Genomic DNA, 16485 nt, shown 5'->3' with positions numbered 1-16485 from the left:
AAGAAACTAAACTTTTATTATGTTTTCATTGCATAAATATTTCATTAATGTTACGTTATAAAACTCTGAAAATATGGTGTTTATAAATAATAGAAATTCATTTTTGGGCTTTTGAAGTTGCGTTACATTTGTCGATGAAATCAAGAATATAAGAGATCTGATGAATATAAACGGACTAAAAAAAGGTATTTCTTCTAACCGAAAGTTATCCGATGTACTTTTTATCTTTTGGGCGGGCGGTGCGGCTTTGTTGTCTTATTCGTTAGTATATGCTTTACGTAAACCGTTTACGGCGGCAACATTCGATGGACTCGATTTTTTTGGCATGGATTATAAAACCGTAACAAGCATTGTACAGATTTTTGGTTACTTTCTATCGAAATTAATAGGTATTAAGGTAATTTCGGAACTGAAAAAAGAAAACCGGTTACGATTTATCATTTTGTCGGTAGCCGTTGCCGAATTATCTCTTGTGTTGTTTGGTTTGCTTCCCCGGCCATTCAATGTATTCGCTCTCTTTTTTAATGGACTTTCATTGGGTTGCATGTGGGGGGTGATATTCAGTTTTTTAGAAGGTCGCCGTGTCACCGACCTGTTGGCCAGTCTTATGGGATTGAGTATCGCTATTAGTTCGGGTACGGCAAAATCCATTGGTTTGTTTGTTATGGAAAATCTGCATATTAGTGAGTTTTGGATGCCTGCTTTCATCGGTGCTTTTGCATTTCCTTTGTTATCGTTATTGGGCTGGTTGATGACACGTCTTCCTCAACCGACAGAGGAAGACAAAAAGTTACGAACCGAGCGAGTGACGTTGAACCGGGAGGGGCGCATGCATATTTTCAAAAGTTTTATGCCGGTATTGTTACTGCTATTTTTCGCGAACTTGTTTATCACTGTTTTACAGGATATCAAAGAAGATTTTTTAGTAAAGATCATTAATGTGGAGGCCAGCGGTTTATCTTCGTGGGCTTTTGCCAAAATAGATGCGACAGTGACACTTGTTATTTTTTGTGTTTTTGGTATAATGTCATTGATAAAGAACGATATGAAAGTATTGTGTGCACTGCTTGTATTAGTTACTTGCGGTACATTGACACTTAGTTTCATAGCCTTCAATTACAATACGCTCGAATTGTCTACTACTACATGGCTGTTCCTGCAAAGTTTGTCCCTTTATACGGTATATCTCAGTTTTCAAACGCTCTTTTTCGAACGTTTCATCGCTTGTTTCCGTATTAGAGGAAACGTAGGTTTTTTTATTATAACACTTGACTTTATCGGTTATATGGGTACGGTATTGGTATTGGTGTTGAAAGAGTGTTTTAAGCCAAATATCGATTGGTTGCATTTCTATAATCTGATGTCGGGATATGTAGGAGTTACTTGTGCTATGGCGTTTATGGGGGCACTCGTCTATTTGCTGGCACGTTATCGCCGTGAACGTACAGTTTGTGTTGGAAAGAACAGATTATTTATTACGCAAAACTGTTTCGGACTATCACCCAAGATAGCGAATACTCAACAGGTAAAATAAATAAAAACAATCATAAATCACTAAGAATCATGAAGAAAGTAGAGTGTATTATCATGGATTGGGCAGGGACCTCCGTCGATTATGGTTGCATGGCTCCCGTTGCTGCTTTTGTCGAAAGTTTCAAAAACATTGGTTTGGAGGTCACCCCGGAAGAAACGCGGGCATTTATGGGGTTGACGAAAATAGAAGAAATTCGAGCTTTATTTGCGATAGAACGAGTGGCCGAGGATTTTCGCTTGAAGTTTGGACGAGATTATGACGACAGTGATGTACAAGGTCGTTATAATGATTTTCAGCGTGTATTGTTTGCTACTTTGGAAGATTATTCGGAACCTATTCCCGGCGTCGTCGAAACCATTATGCAGTTGCGGAGTCAGGGCATCAAGGTTGGCTCGACAACCGGATATACCCAAGCAATGATGGACGTGGTAGTCCCTGCTGCGGCTCGGAAAGGTTATGTGATAGACAATTGTGTAACCTCAGATCGGTTACCTGCTGGGCGTCCTTACCCGTATATGGTTTACCAAAACATGATAGGTTTGGCTGTCTCTTCGGTCGACTGTGTATTAAAATATGGCGATACGATAGCGGATATTAAAGAAGGTGTCAATTCGAAGGTGTGGACAGTGGGTGTTATTCTGGGTAGTAATGAATTGGGGCTTACCGAAGACGAGATTTCTAAATTACCTATGGCGGAACTGGAAAACAGGAAAGCTGTTGTTCGTACTCGTATGTTAGATGCAGGAGCTCATTATGTAGTGGACGACATTACCGGGTTGCCCTCTGTAATACAAGATATAAATCGAAGAATGAATGATTCCAATAATTTTTAAAAACTAATTGATATGAAACCGTACATATTATTAACTCCCGGTCCTCTTACTACTACCGAAACTGTGAAGGAAGCTATGATGACCGATTGGTGTACATGGGACGAGGATTACAATGTACATATTGTGGAAGAGATACGAAATTCGCTTGTGGCATTGTCTTCTCGGCAACCCGATGAATATACCTCCATTTTGTTGCAAGGTAGCGGCACATATTGTGTGGAGGCAGTTATAGGAAGTACTATTAAGCCGGGAGATAAGCTCCTTATATTAAGCAATGGAGCTTATGGAGATCGCATGGGAAACATTGCCGAATATCATGGGATAGATTATGATCTGTTGGCTTTTGATGAAACAGAGCAGATATCGGTAAGTTATGTAGACGACTATTTAGCCCACAATGCCGATATTACTCATGTAGCCATAGTTCACTGCGAAACAACAACGGGCATTTTCAATCCGTTAGAGGACATTGCTCACATAGTCAAGATGTATGGCAAGCGACTGATTGTAGATGCAATGAGTAGTTTTGGAGGCATTCCCATCGATTTGCAAGAGTTGGGTGTCGACTTTATGATAAGTAGTGCTAATAAATGTATACAAGGAGTTCCCGGCTTTGGATTCATCATCGCTCGTAAATCTGAACTGATGCGTTGCCGTGGGGTGTCTAAATCCCTTTCTCTCGATATTTACGATCAGTGGGAAACGATGGAGAAAGGTCATGGTAAATGGCGCTTTACTTCTCCTACTCATGTGGTGCGGGCATTTAAACAAGCTATGGAAGAGCTTACGGAAGAAGGGGGCGTAACCGCACGCTATAAACGATATTGTGAAAATCACGATGTATTGGTAAACGGTATGCGTACACTCGGATTCGAAACCTTGTTACCCGATGAGGTACAGTCGCCTATCATTACTTCGTTCCTTTATCCACATAAAGGATTTGATTTCAAATCGTTTTATGTGCAGCTGAAAGAAAAGGGTTTTGTTATTTACCCGGGGAAGATTTCTAAGGCAGATACATTCCGTATCGGTAATATCGGTGATGTATATCCAGATGATTTTGTACGTTTGATAGAAACGATCAGAGGTTGTCGGTATTAAAACAGCAGGTCTGAAACAGAATAACATTGTGATCCCTTCCTTTATATCGTTTTACATTCGATATAGAGGAAGGGATTCAGTTGTGTGGGTCGAAGTTTATTTCAACGCTTTTATAGCGGCTTCATAGTCGGGTTCTTGTGCGATTTCGGGGACGAGTTCGGCGTGAATGACTTTTCCATTTTCGTCAATGACTACGACCGCACGGGCCAATAGTCCGGCTAACGGGCCGTCTACCATTTCCACACCGTAATCTTTTGAAAATTCGGGCGAACGGAATGCCGATGCGGCAATTAAGTTTTTAATGCCTTCGGTCGTGCAAAAGCGTGATTGGGCGAAAGGTAGATCTTTGGAGACGGCCACGACGGTCGTATTGTCCAGAGATGCTGCCAGCTCATTGAATTTACGCACCGAAGTAGCACAGACCGAAGTGTCGAGACTTGGAAAGATGTTCAGTACAATGCGACGTCCTTTGAGGTCGTGACAATAAAGTTCAGTCAAGTCGGATCGAGTAAGTGTGAAGCAGGGAGCTTGGCTTCCTACTTTCGGCAATTTACCGTAAGTGTGTACGGGTGTGCCTTTGAAAGTGATTTTTTCCATTGTTGTTAATTTATAGATGAAACTATTTGTTTTTCTGCGCTTGTATGGGCCGGTCGTGTAGTATTTGCCTGACGGCGAGTTCGAGTTCTTCGGCCAGTAGCGGGGAATATCCTATTTTTACGAATCGTATCGTGCCTTCGGGGTCGAGCAGGAAGAGGGTGGGGTAGCCTGTCACGCCATACTCGCTGGCTGTTTTTCCGGTATATTCCAGTATGATGGCTCCCGAACGGTTTTCTATGTTCTCGGGTTGTTTCTCTATGTAGAGTATAACCGGCGTCAGATTTTCTTGCAAGGATACGGATTCGGCTATTTGCAGGGCTTGTTTGCAAAATTCGCCTCGTTCGTCGAGGAATAAGAGCAGGCAGTTTTGTCCTTTCAACTGATCGGAAGAAAACCGATGTTCACCCCATTTGTGGGAAAACTCCGGACTTTTCTGTCCTACCCGGTCGGAGGCTGCATAAGTGCCTTCGCGGAATCGGAGGAATATTTCTCCGTAATTTTTCAGCAGGTTGGTCTCACCGAAATAGTCGGAGGGGAATTTCGTATCCGTATCGTTTCCCGAATATTTTACAGTAACGGTTTGCGAACCTAAATGACCCGGATTATTTTCGGTTTCCCGATATATGGGCATTCCGTCGTGGGTGTCGAATGTATAGAGTATGGTTCGGGACAATTCGCCCTTTATGGAGTCATTCACGAGTATGGCGTCGCACAGACGGTCCTGCACGAGCGTGTCGGGGAAAAATTGTACGAGACAATCTTTTTTTCCGACGAATGTTTTTAATTGTCGGGATATTTCAACCGGGAAAAGTTCGGTGAACAGTCCCGAACGGTGTACTCCCGGATTGTTACCTTTATGTGCGAACGGTTCTTTGTCTTCGCGATGATGATATTCTCGTAGCCGATCACGGTCGAACCGGAAGTAATCGCCGTTGTCGTAAGCCATAAAATTGGCATACGGGCATGTATCGTTCTCGGCTTTGTAATCGATTAAGTATGAATATCCGCAAAGTGTGTCGATTGGATTTTTTCGATAGGAGAGTTCTGCCCGATAGTTTATTTCCGAATCGGTGAGTGGTAATGTCACTGTATATGTGAACTCGGTCCGATAGTTTTGAATGGAATCGAGTTTATGCCATATTTTGTCCGGGGATTGTCGAGCCGAACCGGGGAGGAGACCCATGAATAATATTCCAAAGAGGAGAACGAAAAGACGGTGTGGCATAATTTTATACTGTTATATCTATTGCAAGATAACAATTATTTCTCGCATTTTGTTCTCGGTCTTTACACTTTTTTCAAGGTTGAGAATCCTCTAATTGCGGGTGAGCCGGATTGTTTTTCTCTTTATTTTCTTTTTGTTTCAGATAACGGGCATAACCGGCTCTTAAAAAGTCGTCTATGTCGGTGGGTAACACATCGGCTTCGGGAGGGTACATCTCGTCGCTGTCCTCCAACAAGTCGAAAAGGTTGCCCGGATTGTCGGGCGTGTAATCCGTTTCTTCGCTTCCGGTATTTTCATCGGTTACCGGTATTTCGTCGATATACTCTTTTCGCTTTTCCGATTTCTTTTTAACGGGTTTTGTTTCATACTTTTTGGCGTAGCGTTCGAGTGTGTTGATATACCCCATCAATGTTTTCACTTCGTTGGGTTGTGTCATTACATCTAATGTGAGCAGTAGCTCGTAGTATCGTAACAGGATTCGATACCGGAGTGTTTCTATCTTCAACCGTTGTTTTTTCAAAATTTGTTCTTGTGTTTCCATACTTCTGTTTTTTAGGCAAATGTATGGTCTTGCCATCTTTGATTTATGGCATGATTGAACTTTCTTCGGAGGGTTTGTTCTTGGAATTTGTGTGCCTTTTGTTTTATCCTCTTGTCCTGCGGACACTCCCCCTATATTTCCTTACGGAAACACTGCTTTCCTTGCCGATATTTTCTAATCCCTCTATTAATTAACCCCTCCGTCACTTCGTGCCACCTCCCCTATATTTTTGCGTTGCAAAAACACAGAGGAGGAGGGTAAATAACCCTCTATTCATTGCAGAGAAGTGCGCCTATATGGCATTACGACAACTCGTAAGGCTACGGGACACGGCAGGGGGATTGAAAGTGGCGTTTCAGTTTCGGTATAAGGATAGCATTTGTACTTCTCCTCTGTGTGGCGGTAGCCATACAATAAGAGAGACACCGAAGGAACGGTAGTTTCTGTGGAGAGGGGTTGGGTAAGATTACAAAAGTTTTGCTTGTGGGGGCTAATCCCTCCGCCTTTCAGCACTCCTTCTATATTTCCTTACGAAAACACTGCTTTCCTTGCCGACATTTTCTAACCTCTATATTAAATTAACCCCTCCGTCACTGCGTGTCACCTCCCCTATATTTTTGCGTTGCAAAAACACAGAGGAGGAGGGTAAATAACCCTCTATTCATTGCAGAGAAGTGCACCTATATCGCATTACGACAACCCGTAAGGTTTACGGGACACGGCAGGGAGGAGTTTAAGAGTACCCCTCTATTATTATACCGATAGCCATTTGCCGGTCTCTTCGGGGGTGAAGCCTCTTTGGTGGGCATAGTGTTCGCGCTGGGTTTCGTCGATGTGCCCGATGTGGAAGTAGCGGGCATCGGGGTGTGCGATGTAGAGTCCGGCGACAGAGGCATTGGGCATCATGGCGCCGTTTTCGGTGAGGGTTATTCCGATACGCGAGAAGTCTAACGCTCTGTCCCAATCGAAGAAAAGGGAATGGTCGGGCAGGGAGGGATAGCCTACTGCCGGACGTATACCCCTATACCGGCCGGAGAGGAGGGACTGCAAGTCGAGGTCGGGTTCATCGGGGGCGTAACCCCAAAATTCTCGACGTATTTGCCGGTGCAGCCATTCTGCGGCGGCCTCGGCAAGACGATCGGCGAGAGATTGGAGCAGGAGGGCGGTATAGTCGTCTCCGTCCCTACGCAAGAGCTCTATGCGACGTTGTATCTCGTTTCCGGCGGTGATGGCGAATAGTCCGGCATAATCGGGTTTCCCGTCGTTGGCGGGGCGAATGAAGTCGCTTAAAGAATAGTAGCTGGCATTGGCTTCGGATTTACGCACTTGTTGCCGCAGGCAGGGTATGTCGAAATCGCCGTCGGGTAGCCGCAGTCGTATGATATTGTCGTAAGAGGCGGCTTCGGCAAGTAGATAGCAGGCTTGTGGAGAGGTGTTGTTTTCTGCTTCGAGGGTGTCGAGCAGACGATTCGCCTCTTTGTAGAGCTGCATGGCTTCGGCGGCTTTGGCTCTCTCGGCCGATGGGAAAGAGGCGAGCCAGACGGCTTTGCAGTGGTCGCACCCTTGCATGTCGGCTATGGAGGCATAGCCTGCGCCTATTTTCCATACGGAGAAGAATGCCCGCCAGTTGATGAAAGGTCGTATGTCGCCGACAGTGACGGGGACGGTGTGCAATCCCATTTGTCGAGGCCGGGGGGCGGTATATGTGTCCCAATCTATGCAGGGGGCGTATCTTTCGGCTTCGGATAGGGTGACTAAATCGACCGGTTTCAAGGAGTTGCGCAGTGCTTCTTGTTCGGTGCGTATGCTGCGGATAAACTCCTCACGAGTTTGGGGATTGAGCAGTTGTGCGGCGATGAGCGGATTTTGCGATGCGTCGCCGGCATGTATGACCGCACCGCTATAACACGGGGCGATTTTGACGGCCGTGTGGAGTTTCGAGGTGGTAGCTCCGCCTATGATGACCGGTGTGTGCAGTCCTGCTTTTTCCATTTCGGAAACGACGTGGCACATTTCTTCGAGGGAGGGGGTGATGAGTCCGCTCAACCCTATGAAATCGGCTTGTTCGGCAATGGCTCGCTCCACGATTTTTTCGGCCGGAACCATCACGCCGAGGTCGATTACCTCGAAGTTGTTGCAGGCGAGAATGACGGCGACGATGTTTTTACCGATGTCGTGCACGTCGCCCTTAACTGTGGCTACAATGAATTTTCCCCGTTTGGAGGTTTCTCCATTGCGGGTATTTTCCTGCTCGATGAGTGGTTGCAATATGCCCACTGCCTGTTTCATGGTGCGGGCGCTCTTGACGACTTGGGGAAGGAACATTTTCCCGTCGCCGAAAAGTTGTCCCACCCGGTTCATGCCGTCCATGAGAGGTTGCTCGATGACAGCGAGTGCCGAGCCGTATTGACGGACGGCCTCTGCGAGGTCGGTTTCGAGGTGTGTCGATATGCCTTTGACGAGAGCTTGTTTCAGTCGGTCGGCGACAGGTTGCCGATGGCGGTCTTCGTCGATATTGTTTTCTTTTTTGACTGCTTCGTCCCGATGTTTCTCGGCGAAGTCGATGAGGCGTTCGGTCGCATCCGGCCGACGGTTCAATACGACATCTTCGATGAGCGCAAGAGTTTCGGTCGGCAGATCGTCGTAGGTAATCGATGTGGCGGGATTGACAATCGCCATGTCGAGCCCGTTGCGGATAGCATGATAAAGAAAGACGGCGTGCATGGCTTCGCGTATGAAATTGTTGCCTCGGAACGAAAAGGAGAGGTTGCTCACGCCTCCGCTCACTTTCGCTCCCGGCAGGTTTTCGTGTATCCAAGCCGTAGCCCGAATGAAGTCTACCGCATAGTTGTCGTGGCTGTCGATTCCGGTAGCTATCGCCAATACGTTGGGATCGAATATAATGTCGCAAGGCGCTAATCCTGCTTCTTCGATGAGGAGTTTGTAAGCCCGGGCGCAGACTTCGATTTTCCGCTCATAGGTATCGGCTTGGCCTTTTTCGTCGAAAGCCATGACGACTACCGCTGCTCCTAACCGTTTGATTTCACGGGCATGCGCGAGGAATATTTCTTCTCCTTCTTTCAGACTGATGGAGTTGACGATGGCTTTTCCTTGCAGACATTTCAAGCCGGCGGAGATAACCTCCCATTCGGAAGAGTCTATCATTACAGGAACCCGATAAATATCGGGCTCGGAGACGATGAGATTCAAGAAGTCTACCATCTCTTTGCGGGCATCGAGCATAGCATCGTCCATGTTGATGTCGATGATTTGTGCGCCGGCCTCGACCTGTTTGCGTGCGATGTCGAGCGCTTCGGTATAGTTCTTTTCGTGAATGAGCCTCAGGAATTTGCGAGAGCCTGCCACGTTGCAGCGTTCGCCTATGTTGACGAAATTGTTTTCGGGGCAGACAACGAGGCCTTCGAGCCCGCAGATGTGCAGACGATTGTCTTTCGCGATGGGACGGCGGGGCGAGGCATTTTGTGTGATTTCCCGATAGCGGGCTATGTGCTCGGGTGTCGTTCCGCAACAACCACCCACGATATTTACCAGTCCCTCGTCGATAAATTCTTTTATTTGTGCAGCCATCGATGCGGGCGTTTCGTCATATTCGCCCAACCGATTGGGCAGTCCGGCATTGGGGTAAGCACTGATGTAATAGGGGGAGATCGATGCCAACCGATGTAGATAGGGTTTCATTTCTCTTGCTCCGAACGAACAGTTCAAACCTACCGAGAGAATTTCGGCATGGGAGACTGCCGTAAGAAAGGCTTCGAGTGTTTGTCCCGATAGCGTTCGCCCGCTTTCGGTGACTGTTACCGAGAGCATGACAGGAAGCTCTCGTCCTGTCGCTTTCATAGATTCCTGTGCAGCAAAAAGGGCGGCTTTGGCATTGAGCGTGTCGAAAATGGTTTCGATGAGCAGAAGATCCACGCCACCTTCTATCAAGGCCGTGATTTGCTCCCGATAGGCTGTCGCGAGTGTGTCGAAGTCGAGATTTCGCAAAGCGGGATTCTCCATATCGGGGGACATGGAACAGCTTTTGTTCGTGGGCCCTATCGAACCGGCCACGAATCGGGGTTTATCGGGTGTTGAATAGTCGTCGGCAGCCTTCCGGGCTATGCGGGCGGCTGCCCGGTTTATTTCCTTTACCTGACTTTCCAAACGGTAGTCTGCCATCGATATGGCGTTGGCATTGAAACTATTCGTCTCGATGATGTCGGCTCCGGCTTCGAGGTAGGCACGGTGTATCTCGTCGATGAGGTGTGGCGCGGTGAGACAGAGCAAATCGTTGTTCCCTTTTAATTCCACTGCCGAATCGGGGAACAACGAACCTCTGAAATCTTGCTCGTTCAGTCCGTAACGTTGTATCATCGTTCCCATAGCTCCGTCGAGAATGAGAATGCGTTGGTCGAGTAGTTGTTTCAATGTCTGCATATATCTCGGTCTATGATTGTCATATAACGAAAGATAAGAATCGGATAAAATGAATATGTTCGTTTTTTACCGAACCGTAGTCTGCTTTTCGCATTTGCCGAAGATACGGAAAGCTGGGAACAGCGACAAACGAAAATCTCATTTCCGACTTGGCTATGCCGAACCGTGTCCTATCTTCGCAGTTACAAATATAGGGATAATTGTTGTTTTGTCTACCGAAATATTTGTTGTTTGAAGTGGAGTATGCAGTGGATTATTCTATTTTTGACCTTATTTTGTAGAGAAAATATTTGAATTTTCTTTTGTGTTTAGATATAATGTTCGTGGGCTACTGATTCGTGTCACAGAAGGCAAGAGGGGCACGCCGTTGTATCGGACGTATATTTGTTTGAAAGAAAATCGAGGTGAGGAGATGCCGGTCGTTTGTCGTTCGATAAAATGATAGCTCCCTGTTATTTTGGGTCGGATTTCTTTCCAGACGATACTTTATCGGGATTTTTGTTGATGAAGTCTTTCCAACTGTTGTAGCTTTTTTCGAGATGAGGCCGGTTGGTCTGGTAGAAATGGCAGAGAGCGGCGGCCAATCCGTCGGTGGCATCGAGAAGGGGTGGCATATTTTCATCGGGGATATGCAGAATGCGCTGTAACATGGCGGCGACTTGTTCTTTCGATGCACTTCCGTTTCCGGTAATCGACATTTTGATTTTTAACGGAGCGTATTCGGTAATGGGAATGTCGCGGGAGAGCGCGGCTGCCATAGCGACTCCTTGCGCTCGTCCGAGTTTCAGCATGGATTGCACGTTCTTTCCGAAGAATGGAGCTTCGATAGCCATCTCGTCTGGAAGATATTGTTCGATGAGGCCTAAGACCCGCTCGAAAATGCGACGTAATCGCAGATAGTGACTTTCGAATTTGTTTAATTGAATCACGCCCAGAGTCATCAGTTCGGGGGTGTTACCGACGATACGCAAGACTCCGTAGCCCATGACGTTGGTCCCGGGGTCGATGCCGATAATAATTCTATCGTTTGTCGTGTTCATTTATAAGTCGATTACTTCCAATAGGGTACTGAATCCCAATACTTGCTTGCCGAATTTCTTTTGCATATCGCAGAGTAGTGTTTCTCCGCACTCTTCGTGCCAACGTTCGAGCGTATCGGTATCGGGCGATTTGAATTGCAGGGAAAGACTTATGCCTTCTTCCTCATTCTCAGCGAAAATACGGGTCAGTTGCGGTTCTTGTAAAGCTCCGTGTTCCAGTACAGCCGGAATATAGAAATTTTTTAACCAACTTATAAATTCATCTTTCCGAGAGTGATCGGCGTGGTATGTGGTGTTGAATATAATCATAGTGGTATGGGGTTATCTTGTTGTTCGGAGAACCATATTATTCTTTTGACAAAGGTAAAAAAAATGGGGGCAGGAGCCAAATAAATTTGGCTCCTGCCGAATGCCTGTTGCCTCGGTCTATCGTGAAGGTAAAAAAACTTCTCAATATTTTGTACAGTCGTAAAAATAGTTTTATCTTTGCACCGCATTAAGGGGGTATTAGCTCATCTGGCTAGAGCGCGACACTGGCAGTGTCGAGGTGAGCGGTTCGAGTCCGCTATACTCCACATCGTTATCCGTCTTTTGAGGTACAACAGTTTATTCCCCGGTAAAACGGGGTTTCTTTTTTTATGGGGGGCAAAAGAGATAATACAAAGCAATAGGGGTAATCACATAGTTTCTGTCGAATGTGGCTTGCAATTATTGTATGCTTTTGCTGTACTGCTCATCGAGTTGTTCTTTATCTGTATGTTTATCATGCTTTTGTGCGTATCAGACAAAACCACATGGACAGTCTTCACTTGGTCGTGTATGGTTTTCCGTGTATATTCCAACCCCTCTCCCCCAGAAACGGTAGTTTCTGGGGGAGAGGGGTTGAGGAAAGTTTCATAGTAATTTCTGATTATGAGATTAACCCCTCCGTCCTTCGGACACCTCCCCTATATTTTGCGTTGCAAAACACAGAGGAGGAGGTTTAAAATATCCTTCCGATAGTAGAACATAAATCCTTATTCAAAGAGTCGACTTTCTTATTTTCAGAATATAGGGAAGAAGGGTATATGTCTGATATAAACCGGCTGATGAGATACCGTTTTCAACCCCTCCGCCACTTCGTGCCACCTCCCCTATATTTTTGCATTGCAAAAACACAGAGGAGGAGGGTAAATACAATCCATTTCGTTCGTTAAAATTTGGGTCTATCCCTACTAAATTTCTACTGAGTTTTATACCCGATCAATAAAAAAATCGTATCAGCTTATTCTATCAATAAGCTGATACGATTTTTAACCTATTATGATCTTCCGGGGCTATCGAACGACCGGTATTTTTACATTCTCTCGGCTTCCATCGGCATGTACAATACAACAAATATAAATGCCTGTTTGCAAATTGTCAAGGCTCATATTCGTCGTATAACCATCGACATTTTGCATTTTCATTACAGCACCGTTCATATTCACCAAAGATATACTCGATAAAGCTTTGTCAGTTTGTACCACCAAGTAGCCTCCATATGTATAAACTACTGTCGAAGCTAATGTTTGGAGTTCTACTTTTGACTCCCGGTCGTTATTCAGATATACTGGTATCTTCACAATTCTACTTACAGCATCGTTATTGGCTAACACGATTTGTGCTTCATATAAAGTATTTCTCTGTAATTGGGTTGCATCTAATGATACGGTGAGCGTTTCCATCACAGAAGGAGCGACAGAGAATTCATATTTATCAAGCGAGAGCCAGTTGATAGTCGGGGTGCGATTACCCGTTACATTCGCGCGAATACAGAAGTTACTATTTAAACCTAAGTCTCCTGCTGACCACCATGTATTGCCAAGTTTAACCATATCGCCGAAGCCATTTTGTACATGACCGCCGTCGATACCAATCACGAAGTCTGTCGGTTCAAAGCCATCTATATTAACACCTATCCATAAATCGGTATTCCCTATCGTCAGAGGTTGTTCGAGCACAATATGATTCCAAGACTGTGCTATTGGGGAAAAAGTCTGTCTCATCAATTCATTTCCGGCATTTGACTGTGAGCCTTGACCGAAAATTACCACTTGAGCTTTGTCAGGTACGTCGTTTATATATACATCGACACTACTGATTTGCATACCCGACAATCCAGCAAGCATATTGCCCGGAAAATACTGTGCATATACAGCCGAAGAACCACCGCTGAGCGATACTTCGCTTTCGAGCCCGTTGTCATAGCGCAATACGAATTCTGCCTGCGACTCGGTTTCTTTCGCTTTAACCGAATGGGATTTTGCAGATTTTGTAAATCTCCAAGAAGGTTTGCTATTTTTTGTAGCAAAAGCCGACTGTTTGCTGCCCGGAGAGTGAGGTAGAGCATAAAGTACCGATGCTGTTCCTGTAAGCTCTGCACTACCTTCGTTCTTTATTTCTAGCGTTACCGGTCGTACGTCGAACGATTGGTACGAATCGATGATACTTAATCCGGGTATAATGATCGGTGAATTGTCGGAATGTTCCACGACCAGTGTATAGTCTTCTGTTTCTCCATAACCATATTGACCGCAAGCGCTAAGAATGTCTTCATAAGAAGCTATGATTCGTAGGCGTCTTTCTCCCGGCACGACTACCGCCTCGTCTGGAATGGATACTTTAATAGTTCCCTTAGGAAGATAACCGATAAACTCGCCCGCTTCATCGAACGAACCGTTTCCATTCCAATCTACCCATGCACCTATATATAGACTTCCGCCTTCACACTCTACGTTCAAATCTAGCACTTCACCGGGTTTAATGCTTGTCTTCATATCAGAAAAATCGCTGTATACGTTACCCTCGCTTGGGTTGCTAATGCTTCCAATTTTGACTGAGGTAATGTATTCGTAACTTGCATCCGTCGAATACGATTCGCAAACTATCCCTTCTTCCCTTTTTGTAATAGAGAAAAACATGGATTGATGGGCTGTTTGTTCATCGCCTTCCGTGACATTGCGTATTTCGATATTATGTTTACCCGGTTGCGAACAATCGATCCGTTGGTCAAACGTGTGTTTGTAGCTCTCCATAGAAGCTAGTGTCACACCCAGTTCTTCGGTTGCCAGTAATTTATCGTCTAAATATAATTGAAGTTTCGCATCGGATATAGCTTGCTCACCGATATTCATTACTTCCACCTGTACCTTTTCATATTTGTCGCTTGCTGTTTCCAAAGGAGATAATAAACGTTCGAACTTCAATGCTTTTTGTGCAATGTAGTCGCCGTCGCCCGTTAAACAGTAACACATGGATAACTGAGAGGTCATATATTCTTCGTAAGCCTCCATCCAAATTAAACCTATTCCGGGGACATTGCTACATGTGAACACACTGAAAGCACAATTATGCGTTTCGTTGTCTACTTTGGCGGCTGCTACCGAAAAGAAACCGCTTTCTAGACAGATTGTTTCGTCCAATTCAACCGAAAATTCGTAAATACGTGCCAAATCATCATATTCGCTTGCACTCACTCCGGTGAATTTGCCCAAGACATCGAATTCTTTGCGGTAGACTTCTTTGCCGGGGTAACCATCGGCTCCCATTTCATAAAACGCCACTTCAAAACGGATCGATTCTGTCATTTCTCCATCTTCGCCGATGCCGCCACGGTCGGCGCAAGACAACCAATTATAATTTCCTTCGTCCCAAGACAAGAATCTCCCTAACCAGCGAATTCCGTTCACTTTCTGATAGCATCCAGAAAAGGATTGGTAAAATTTGGTAGCTTTCATTTTTTATCGTATCTTTGTCAAGCATAGGGTACATAGGACTTTCACTATATATGAGTTTGGTCACCCATAATATAGGGAATAATTCTATTTGTACGCTGTGCTTTAACATTTTGATACGATTTTAAGAGAATGAAATAAGTTTAAATCACTTCAATATAAATATGTCTGTATAAAAGGAAAGGTATGTACAAAAAACTCTTATGAAACCTTATTTATGGGGTAAGTTTTTTGTGTAAAATTGTATGCTGTCTAACAAATTTCTGTAACTTTGAATTTTAAGAACGATAATACTAATCGTTAAATATTATAATTGAGTATTATGAATAGATGTTTTTATCACTGGATTTCTAATATTTAATGAAATAGTTTATCTCTCATGTTGGGTTTACGTCGTTTTCTGCTTTTTTTCGTAAGCGGGAAATCTATGATATGGGTATATAACAATTATCGTAAAGAAAATAATAACCATAAATTGAAATGAAGGTGAAACATTCGAGATTTTCGGTCGGAGTGATCCTGTTTGCATTAGCGATGCTTCCGACAATGGCGCAAGAAAGAGCAGCCCAAATTCGGGAAAAATTGTTGAATCGGAATCTCCACTCTGTAATCGTGGTATCGCATCGAGCAGACTGGCGTAATTTCCCTGAGAATTCGTTGGAAGCTATCGAGAGTGCAATTCGCATGGGGGTCGATGTCGTTGAACTCGATTTACAGCGGACGAAAGATGGAAAATTGATATTGATGCATGATTCTAAACTCGATCGTACGACGACCGGGAAGGGTAAGGTCTCGGATTGGACGCTCGATTCTATTAAAACATTACGGTTAAAGAACGGTTGCAATATCAAAACAATACACAAGGTTCCCACTTTGGAAGAGGCTTTACTTGCCGCAAAGGGGAAAATAATGATTAACTTGGATAAAGCCGACCGTTATTTCGACCAAGTTTATGAATTATTGCAAAAGACCGGTACGACCGAACAGATAATCATGAAAGGCGGTAAGCCGGCGAAAGAAGTGAAAGCCCGATTCGGGAAATATCTCGATGAGGTAATTTATATGCCTATTGTGAATCTCGATAAAGAAGATGCAAAACGACAGATAGATGTGTTTGTCGAGGATATGCGGCCGGTCGCTTTCGAATTGTTGTTTGTCAAAGACAGCAACCCATTGCCCCGAATGCTTGCCGATTCGTTGAAAGGGGAGTCCCTTATCTGGTATAATACTTTGTGGGACACAATGGCGGGAGGACATGACGACGATATGTCGCTTGCCAATCCTGACGAGGGGTACGGTTATTTGATCGATGTACTCGGCTGTCGTATCATACAGACCGACCGTCCGGCATATTTGCTCGATTATCTGCGGAAACGAGGGTTACACGATTGATTTTTGTTTATTGGTAAAAAATAAATCCAT

At 44.8% G+C, this 16485-nt stretch carries 12 protein-coding genes, 1 tRNA gene and 1 pseudogene; 6 read left to right on the top strand and 8 right to left on the bottom strand.

The annotated features are described in order from the left end of the window. The first annotated feature begins 160 nt into the window (after nucleotides 1-160). From NBH06_RS06080 to NBH06_RS06070, 3 genes are read left to right on the top strand one after another with little or no spacing between them, the layout of a single operon-like run. Nucleotides 161-1534, top strand: a complete 1374-nt coding sequence (locus NBH06_RS06080; RefSeq protein WP_250793333.1) for a DUF5690 family protein — start codon at nucleotides 161-163, stop codon at nucleotides 1532-1534. Between the two features lie 29 nt (nucleotides 1535-1563). Beyond that, nucleotides 1564-2367 carry a phosphonoacetaldehyde hydrolase gene (gene phnX / locus NBH06_RS06075; RefSeq protein WP_250793332.1) on the top strand — a complete coding sequence of 268 codons (804 nt, stop codon included), beginning with the start codon at nucleotides 1564-1566 and terminating at the stop codon, nucleotides 2365-2367. 12 nt (nucleotides 2368-2379) lie between these two features. Next, nucleotides 2380-3468 carry a 2-aminoethylphosphonate--pyruvate transaminase gene (locus NBH06_RS06070; protein WP_250793331.1) on the top strand — a complete coding sequence of 363 codons (1089 nt, stop codon included), beginning with the start codon at nucleotides 2380-2382 and terminating at the stop codon, nucleotides 3466-3468. Between the two features lie 96 nt (nucleotides 3469-3564). Here NBH06_RS06070 and tpx read toward each other — a convergent pair whose 3' ends face one another. The 3 genes from tpx to NBH06_RS06055 all read right to left on the bottom strand — a co-directional run bounded on the left by tpx (nucleotide 3565) and on the right by NBH06_RS06055 (nucleotide 5831). Continuing rightward, a complete protein-coding gene (gene tpx, locus NBH06_RS06065) occupies nucleotides 3565-4065 on the bottom strand; it encodes a thiol peroxidase (RefSeq protein ID WP_021892744.1) in 501 nt (166 codons plus the stop codon). A gap of 22 nt (nucleotides 4066-4087) precedes the next feature. Then, the gene (locus NBH06_RS06060) at nucleotides 4088-5290 is read right to left on the bottom strand and encodes a thioredoxin domain-containing protein (protein WP_250793330.1); all 1203 of its coding nucleotides are present in this window, start codon (nucleotides 5288-5290) and stop codon (nucleotides 4088-4090) included. Between the two features lie 73 nt (nucleotides 5291-5363). Then, nucleotides 5364-5831: a hypothetical protein gene (locus NBH06_RS06055; RefSeq protein WP_250793321.1), complete on the bottom strand. Its 468-nt coding sequence runs from the start codon at nucleotides 5829-5831 to the stop codon at nucleotides 5364-5366. A 296-nt stretch (nucleotides 5832-6127) separates the two neighbouring features. Here NBH06_RS06055 and NBH06_RS06050 point away from each other — a divergent pair, with 296 nt between their 5' ends. Then, complete coding sequence (locus tag NBH06_RS06050) at nucleotides 6128-6271, top strand: hypothetical protein (RefSeq protein ID WP_250793320.1); 144 nt, start codon at nucleotides 6128-6130, stop codon at nucleotides 6269-6271. Nucleotides 6272-6584: 313 nt separating this feature from the next. Here the strand turns inward: NBH06_RS06050 and metH are convergent, their stop codons facing one another. The 3 genes from metH to NBH06_RS06035 all read right to left on the bottom strand — a co-directional run bounded on the left by metH (nucleotide 6585) and on the right by NBH06_RS06035 (nucleotide 11617). After that, a complete protein-coding gene (gene metH, locus NBH06_RS06045; protein ID WP_250793318.1) occupies nucleotides 6585-10268 on the bottom strand; it encodes a methionine synthase in 3684 nt (1227 codons plus the stop codon). Between the two features lie 452 nt (nucleotides 10269-10720). Further along, entirely contained in the window at nucleotides 10721-11308 is a 588-nt protein-coding gene (ruvC, locus tag NBH06_RS06040) for a crossover junction endodeoxyribonuclease RuvC (RefSeq protein WP_008861519.1), read from the bottom strand. Beyond that, the gene (locus NBH06_RS06035; RefSeq protein ID WP_008861520.1) at nucleotides 11309-11617 is read right to left on the bottom strand and encodes a DUF4286 family protein; all 309 of its coding nucleotides are present in this window, start codon (nucleotides 11615-11617) and stop codon (nucleotides 11309-11311) included. It lies immediately after the preceding gene. A gap of 192 nt (nucleotides 11618-11809) precedes the next feature. On the opposite strand from NBH06_RS06035, the gene NBH06_RS06030 reads away from it, so the two are divergent. Further along, nucleotides 11810-11883 (top strand) — tRNA-Ala (locus NBH06_RS06030). 741 nt (nucleotides 11884-12624) lie between these two features. Here the strand turns inward: NBH06_RS06030 and NBH06_RS06025 are convergent. Next, nucleotides 12625-14106 carry a GEVED domain-containing protein gene (locus NBH06_RS06025; protein ID WP_250793373.1) on the bottom strand — a complete coding sequence of 494 codons (1482 nt, stop codon included), beginning with the start codon at nucleotides 14104-14106 and terminating at the stop codon, nucleotides 12625-12627. Nucleotides 14107-15043: 937 nt separating this feature from the next. After that, a pseudogene (locus NBH06_RS13700) lies at nucleotides 15044-15175 on the bottom strand (IS5/IS1182 family transposase); the annotation flags it as partial. A 434-nt stretch (nucleotides 15176-15609) separates the two neighbouring features. Between NBH06_RS13700 and NBH06_RS06020 the strand changes: the two are divergent. Beyond that, complete coding sequence (locus tag NBH06_RS06020) at nucleotides 15610-16455, top strand: glycerophosphodiester phosphodiesterase family protein (protein WP_407934817.1); 846 nt, start codon at nucleotides 15610-15612, stop codon at nucleotides 16453-16455. Nucleotides 16456-16485: the final 30 nt, after the last annotated feature.

The organism is Barnesiella sp. B2-R-119, assembly GCF_023656675.1.
Taxonomy (GTDB): Bacteria; Bacteroidota; Bacteroidia; order Bacteroidales; family Barnesiellaceae; genus Barnesiella; species Barnesiella intestinihominis.
The sequence above is the reverse complement of the archived record's forward strand: the minus strand, read 5'-3'. Positions and strand labels throughout refer to the sequence as shown.

Excerpts from the sequence above, each read along its gene's own strand:
- NBH06_RS06020 (WP_407934817.1), top strand. The coding sequence starts at position 15,610 with ATGGCGCAAGAAAGAGCAGCCCAAATTCGGGAAAAATTGTTGAATCGG.
- NBH06_RS06070 (WP_250793331.1), top strand. The coding sequence starts at position 2,380 with ATGAAACCGTACATATTATTAACTCCCGGTCCTCTTACTACTACCGAA.
- NBH06_RS06035 (WP_008861520.1), bottom strand. The coding sequence starts at position 11,617 with ATGATTATATTCAACACCACATACCACGCCGATCACTCTCGGAAAGAT.
- tpx (WP_021892744.1), bottom strand. The coding sequence starts at position 4,065 with ATGGAAAAAATCACTTTCAAAGGCACACCCGTACACACTTACGGTAAA.
- NBH06_RS06080 (WP_250793333.1), top strand. The coding sequence starts at position 161 with ATGAATATAAACGGACTAAAAAAAGGTATTTCTTCTAACCGAAAGTTA.
- NBH06_RS06050 (WP_250793320.1), top strand. The coding sequence starts at position 6,128 with ATGGCATTACGACAACTCGTAAGGCTACGGGACACGGCAGGGGGATTG.
- metH (WP_250793318.1), bottom strand. The coding sequence starts at position 10,268 with ATGCAGACATTGAAACAACTACTCGACCAACGCATTCTCATTCTCGAC.
- NBH06_RS06055 (WP_250793321.1), bottom strand. The coding sequence starts at position 5,831 with ATGGAAACACAAGAACAAATTTTGAAAAAACAACGGTTGAAGATAGAA.
- NBH06_RS06060 (WP_250793330.1), bottom strand. The coding sequence starts at position 5,290 with ATGCCACACCGTCTTTTCGTTCTCCTCTTTGGAATATTATTCATGGGT.
- NBH06_RS06025 (WP_250793373.1), bottom strand. The coding sequence starts at position 14,106 with ATGAAGACAAGCATTAAACCCGGTGAAGTGCTAGATTTGAACGTAGAG.
- ruvC (WP_008861519.1), bottom strand. The coding sequence starts at position 11,308 with ATGAACACGACAAACGATAGAATTATTATCGGCATCGACCCCGGGACC.
- phnX (WP_250793332.1), top strand. The coding sequence starts at position 1,564 with ATGAAGAAAGTAGAGTGTATTATCATGGATTGGGCAGGGACCTCCGTC.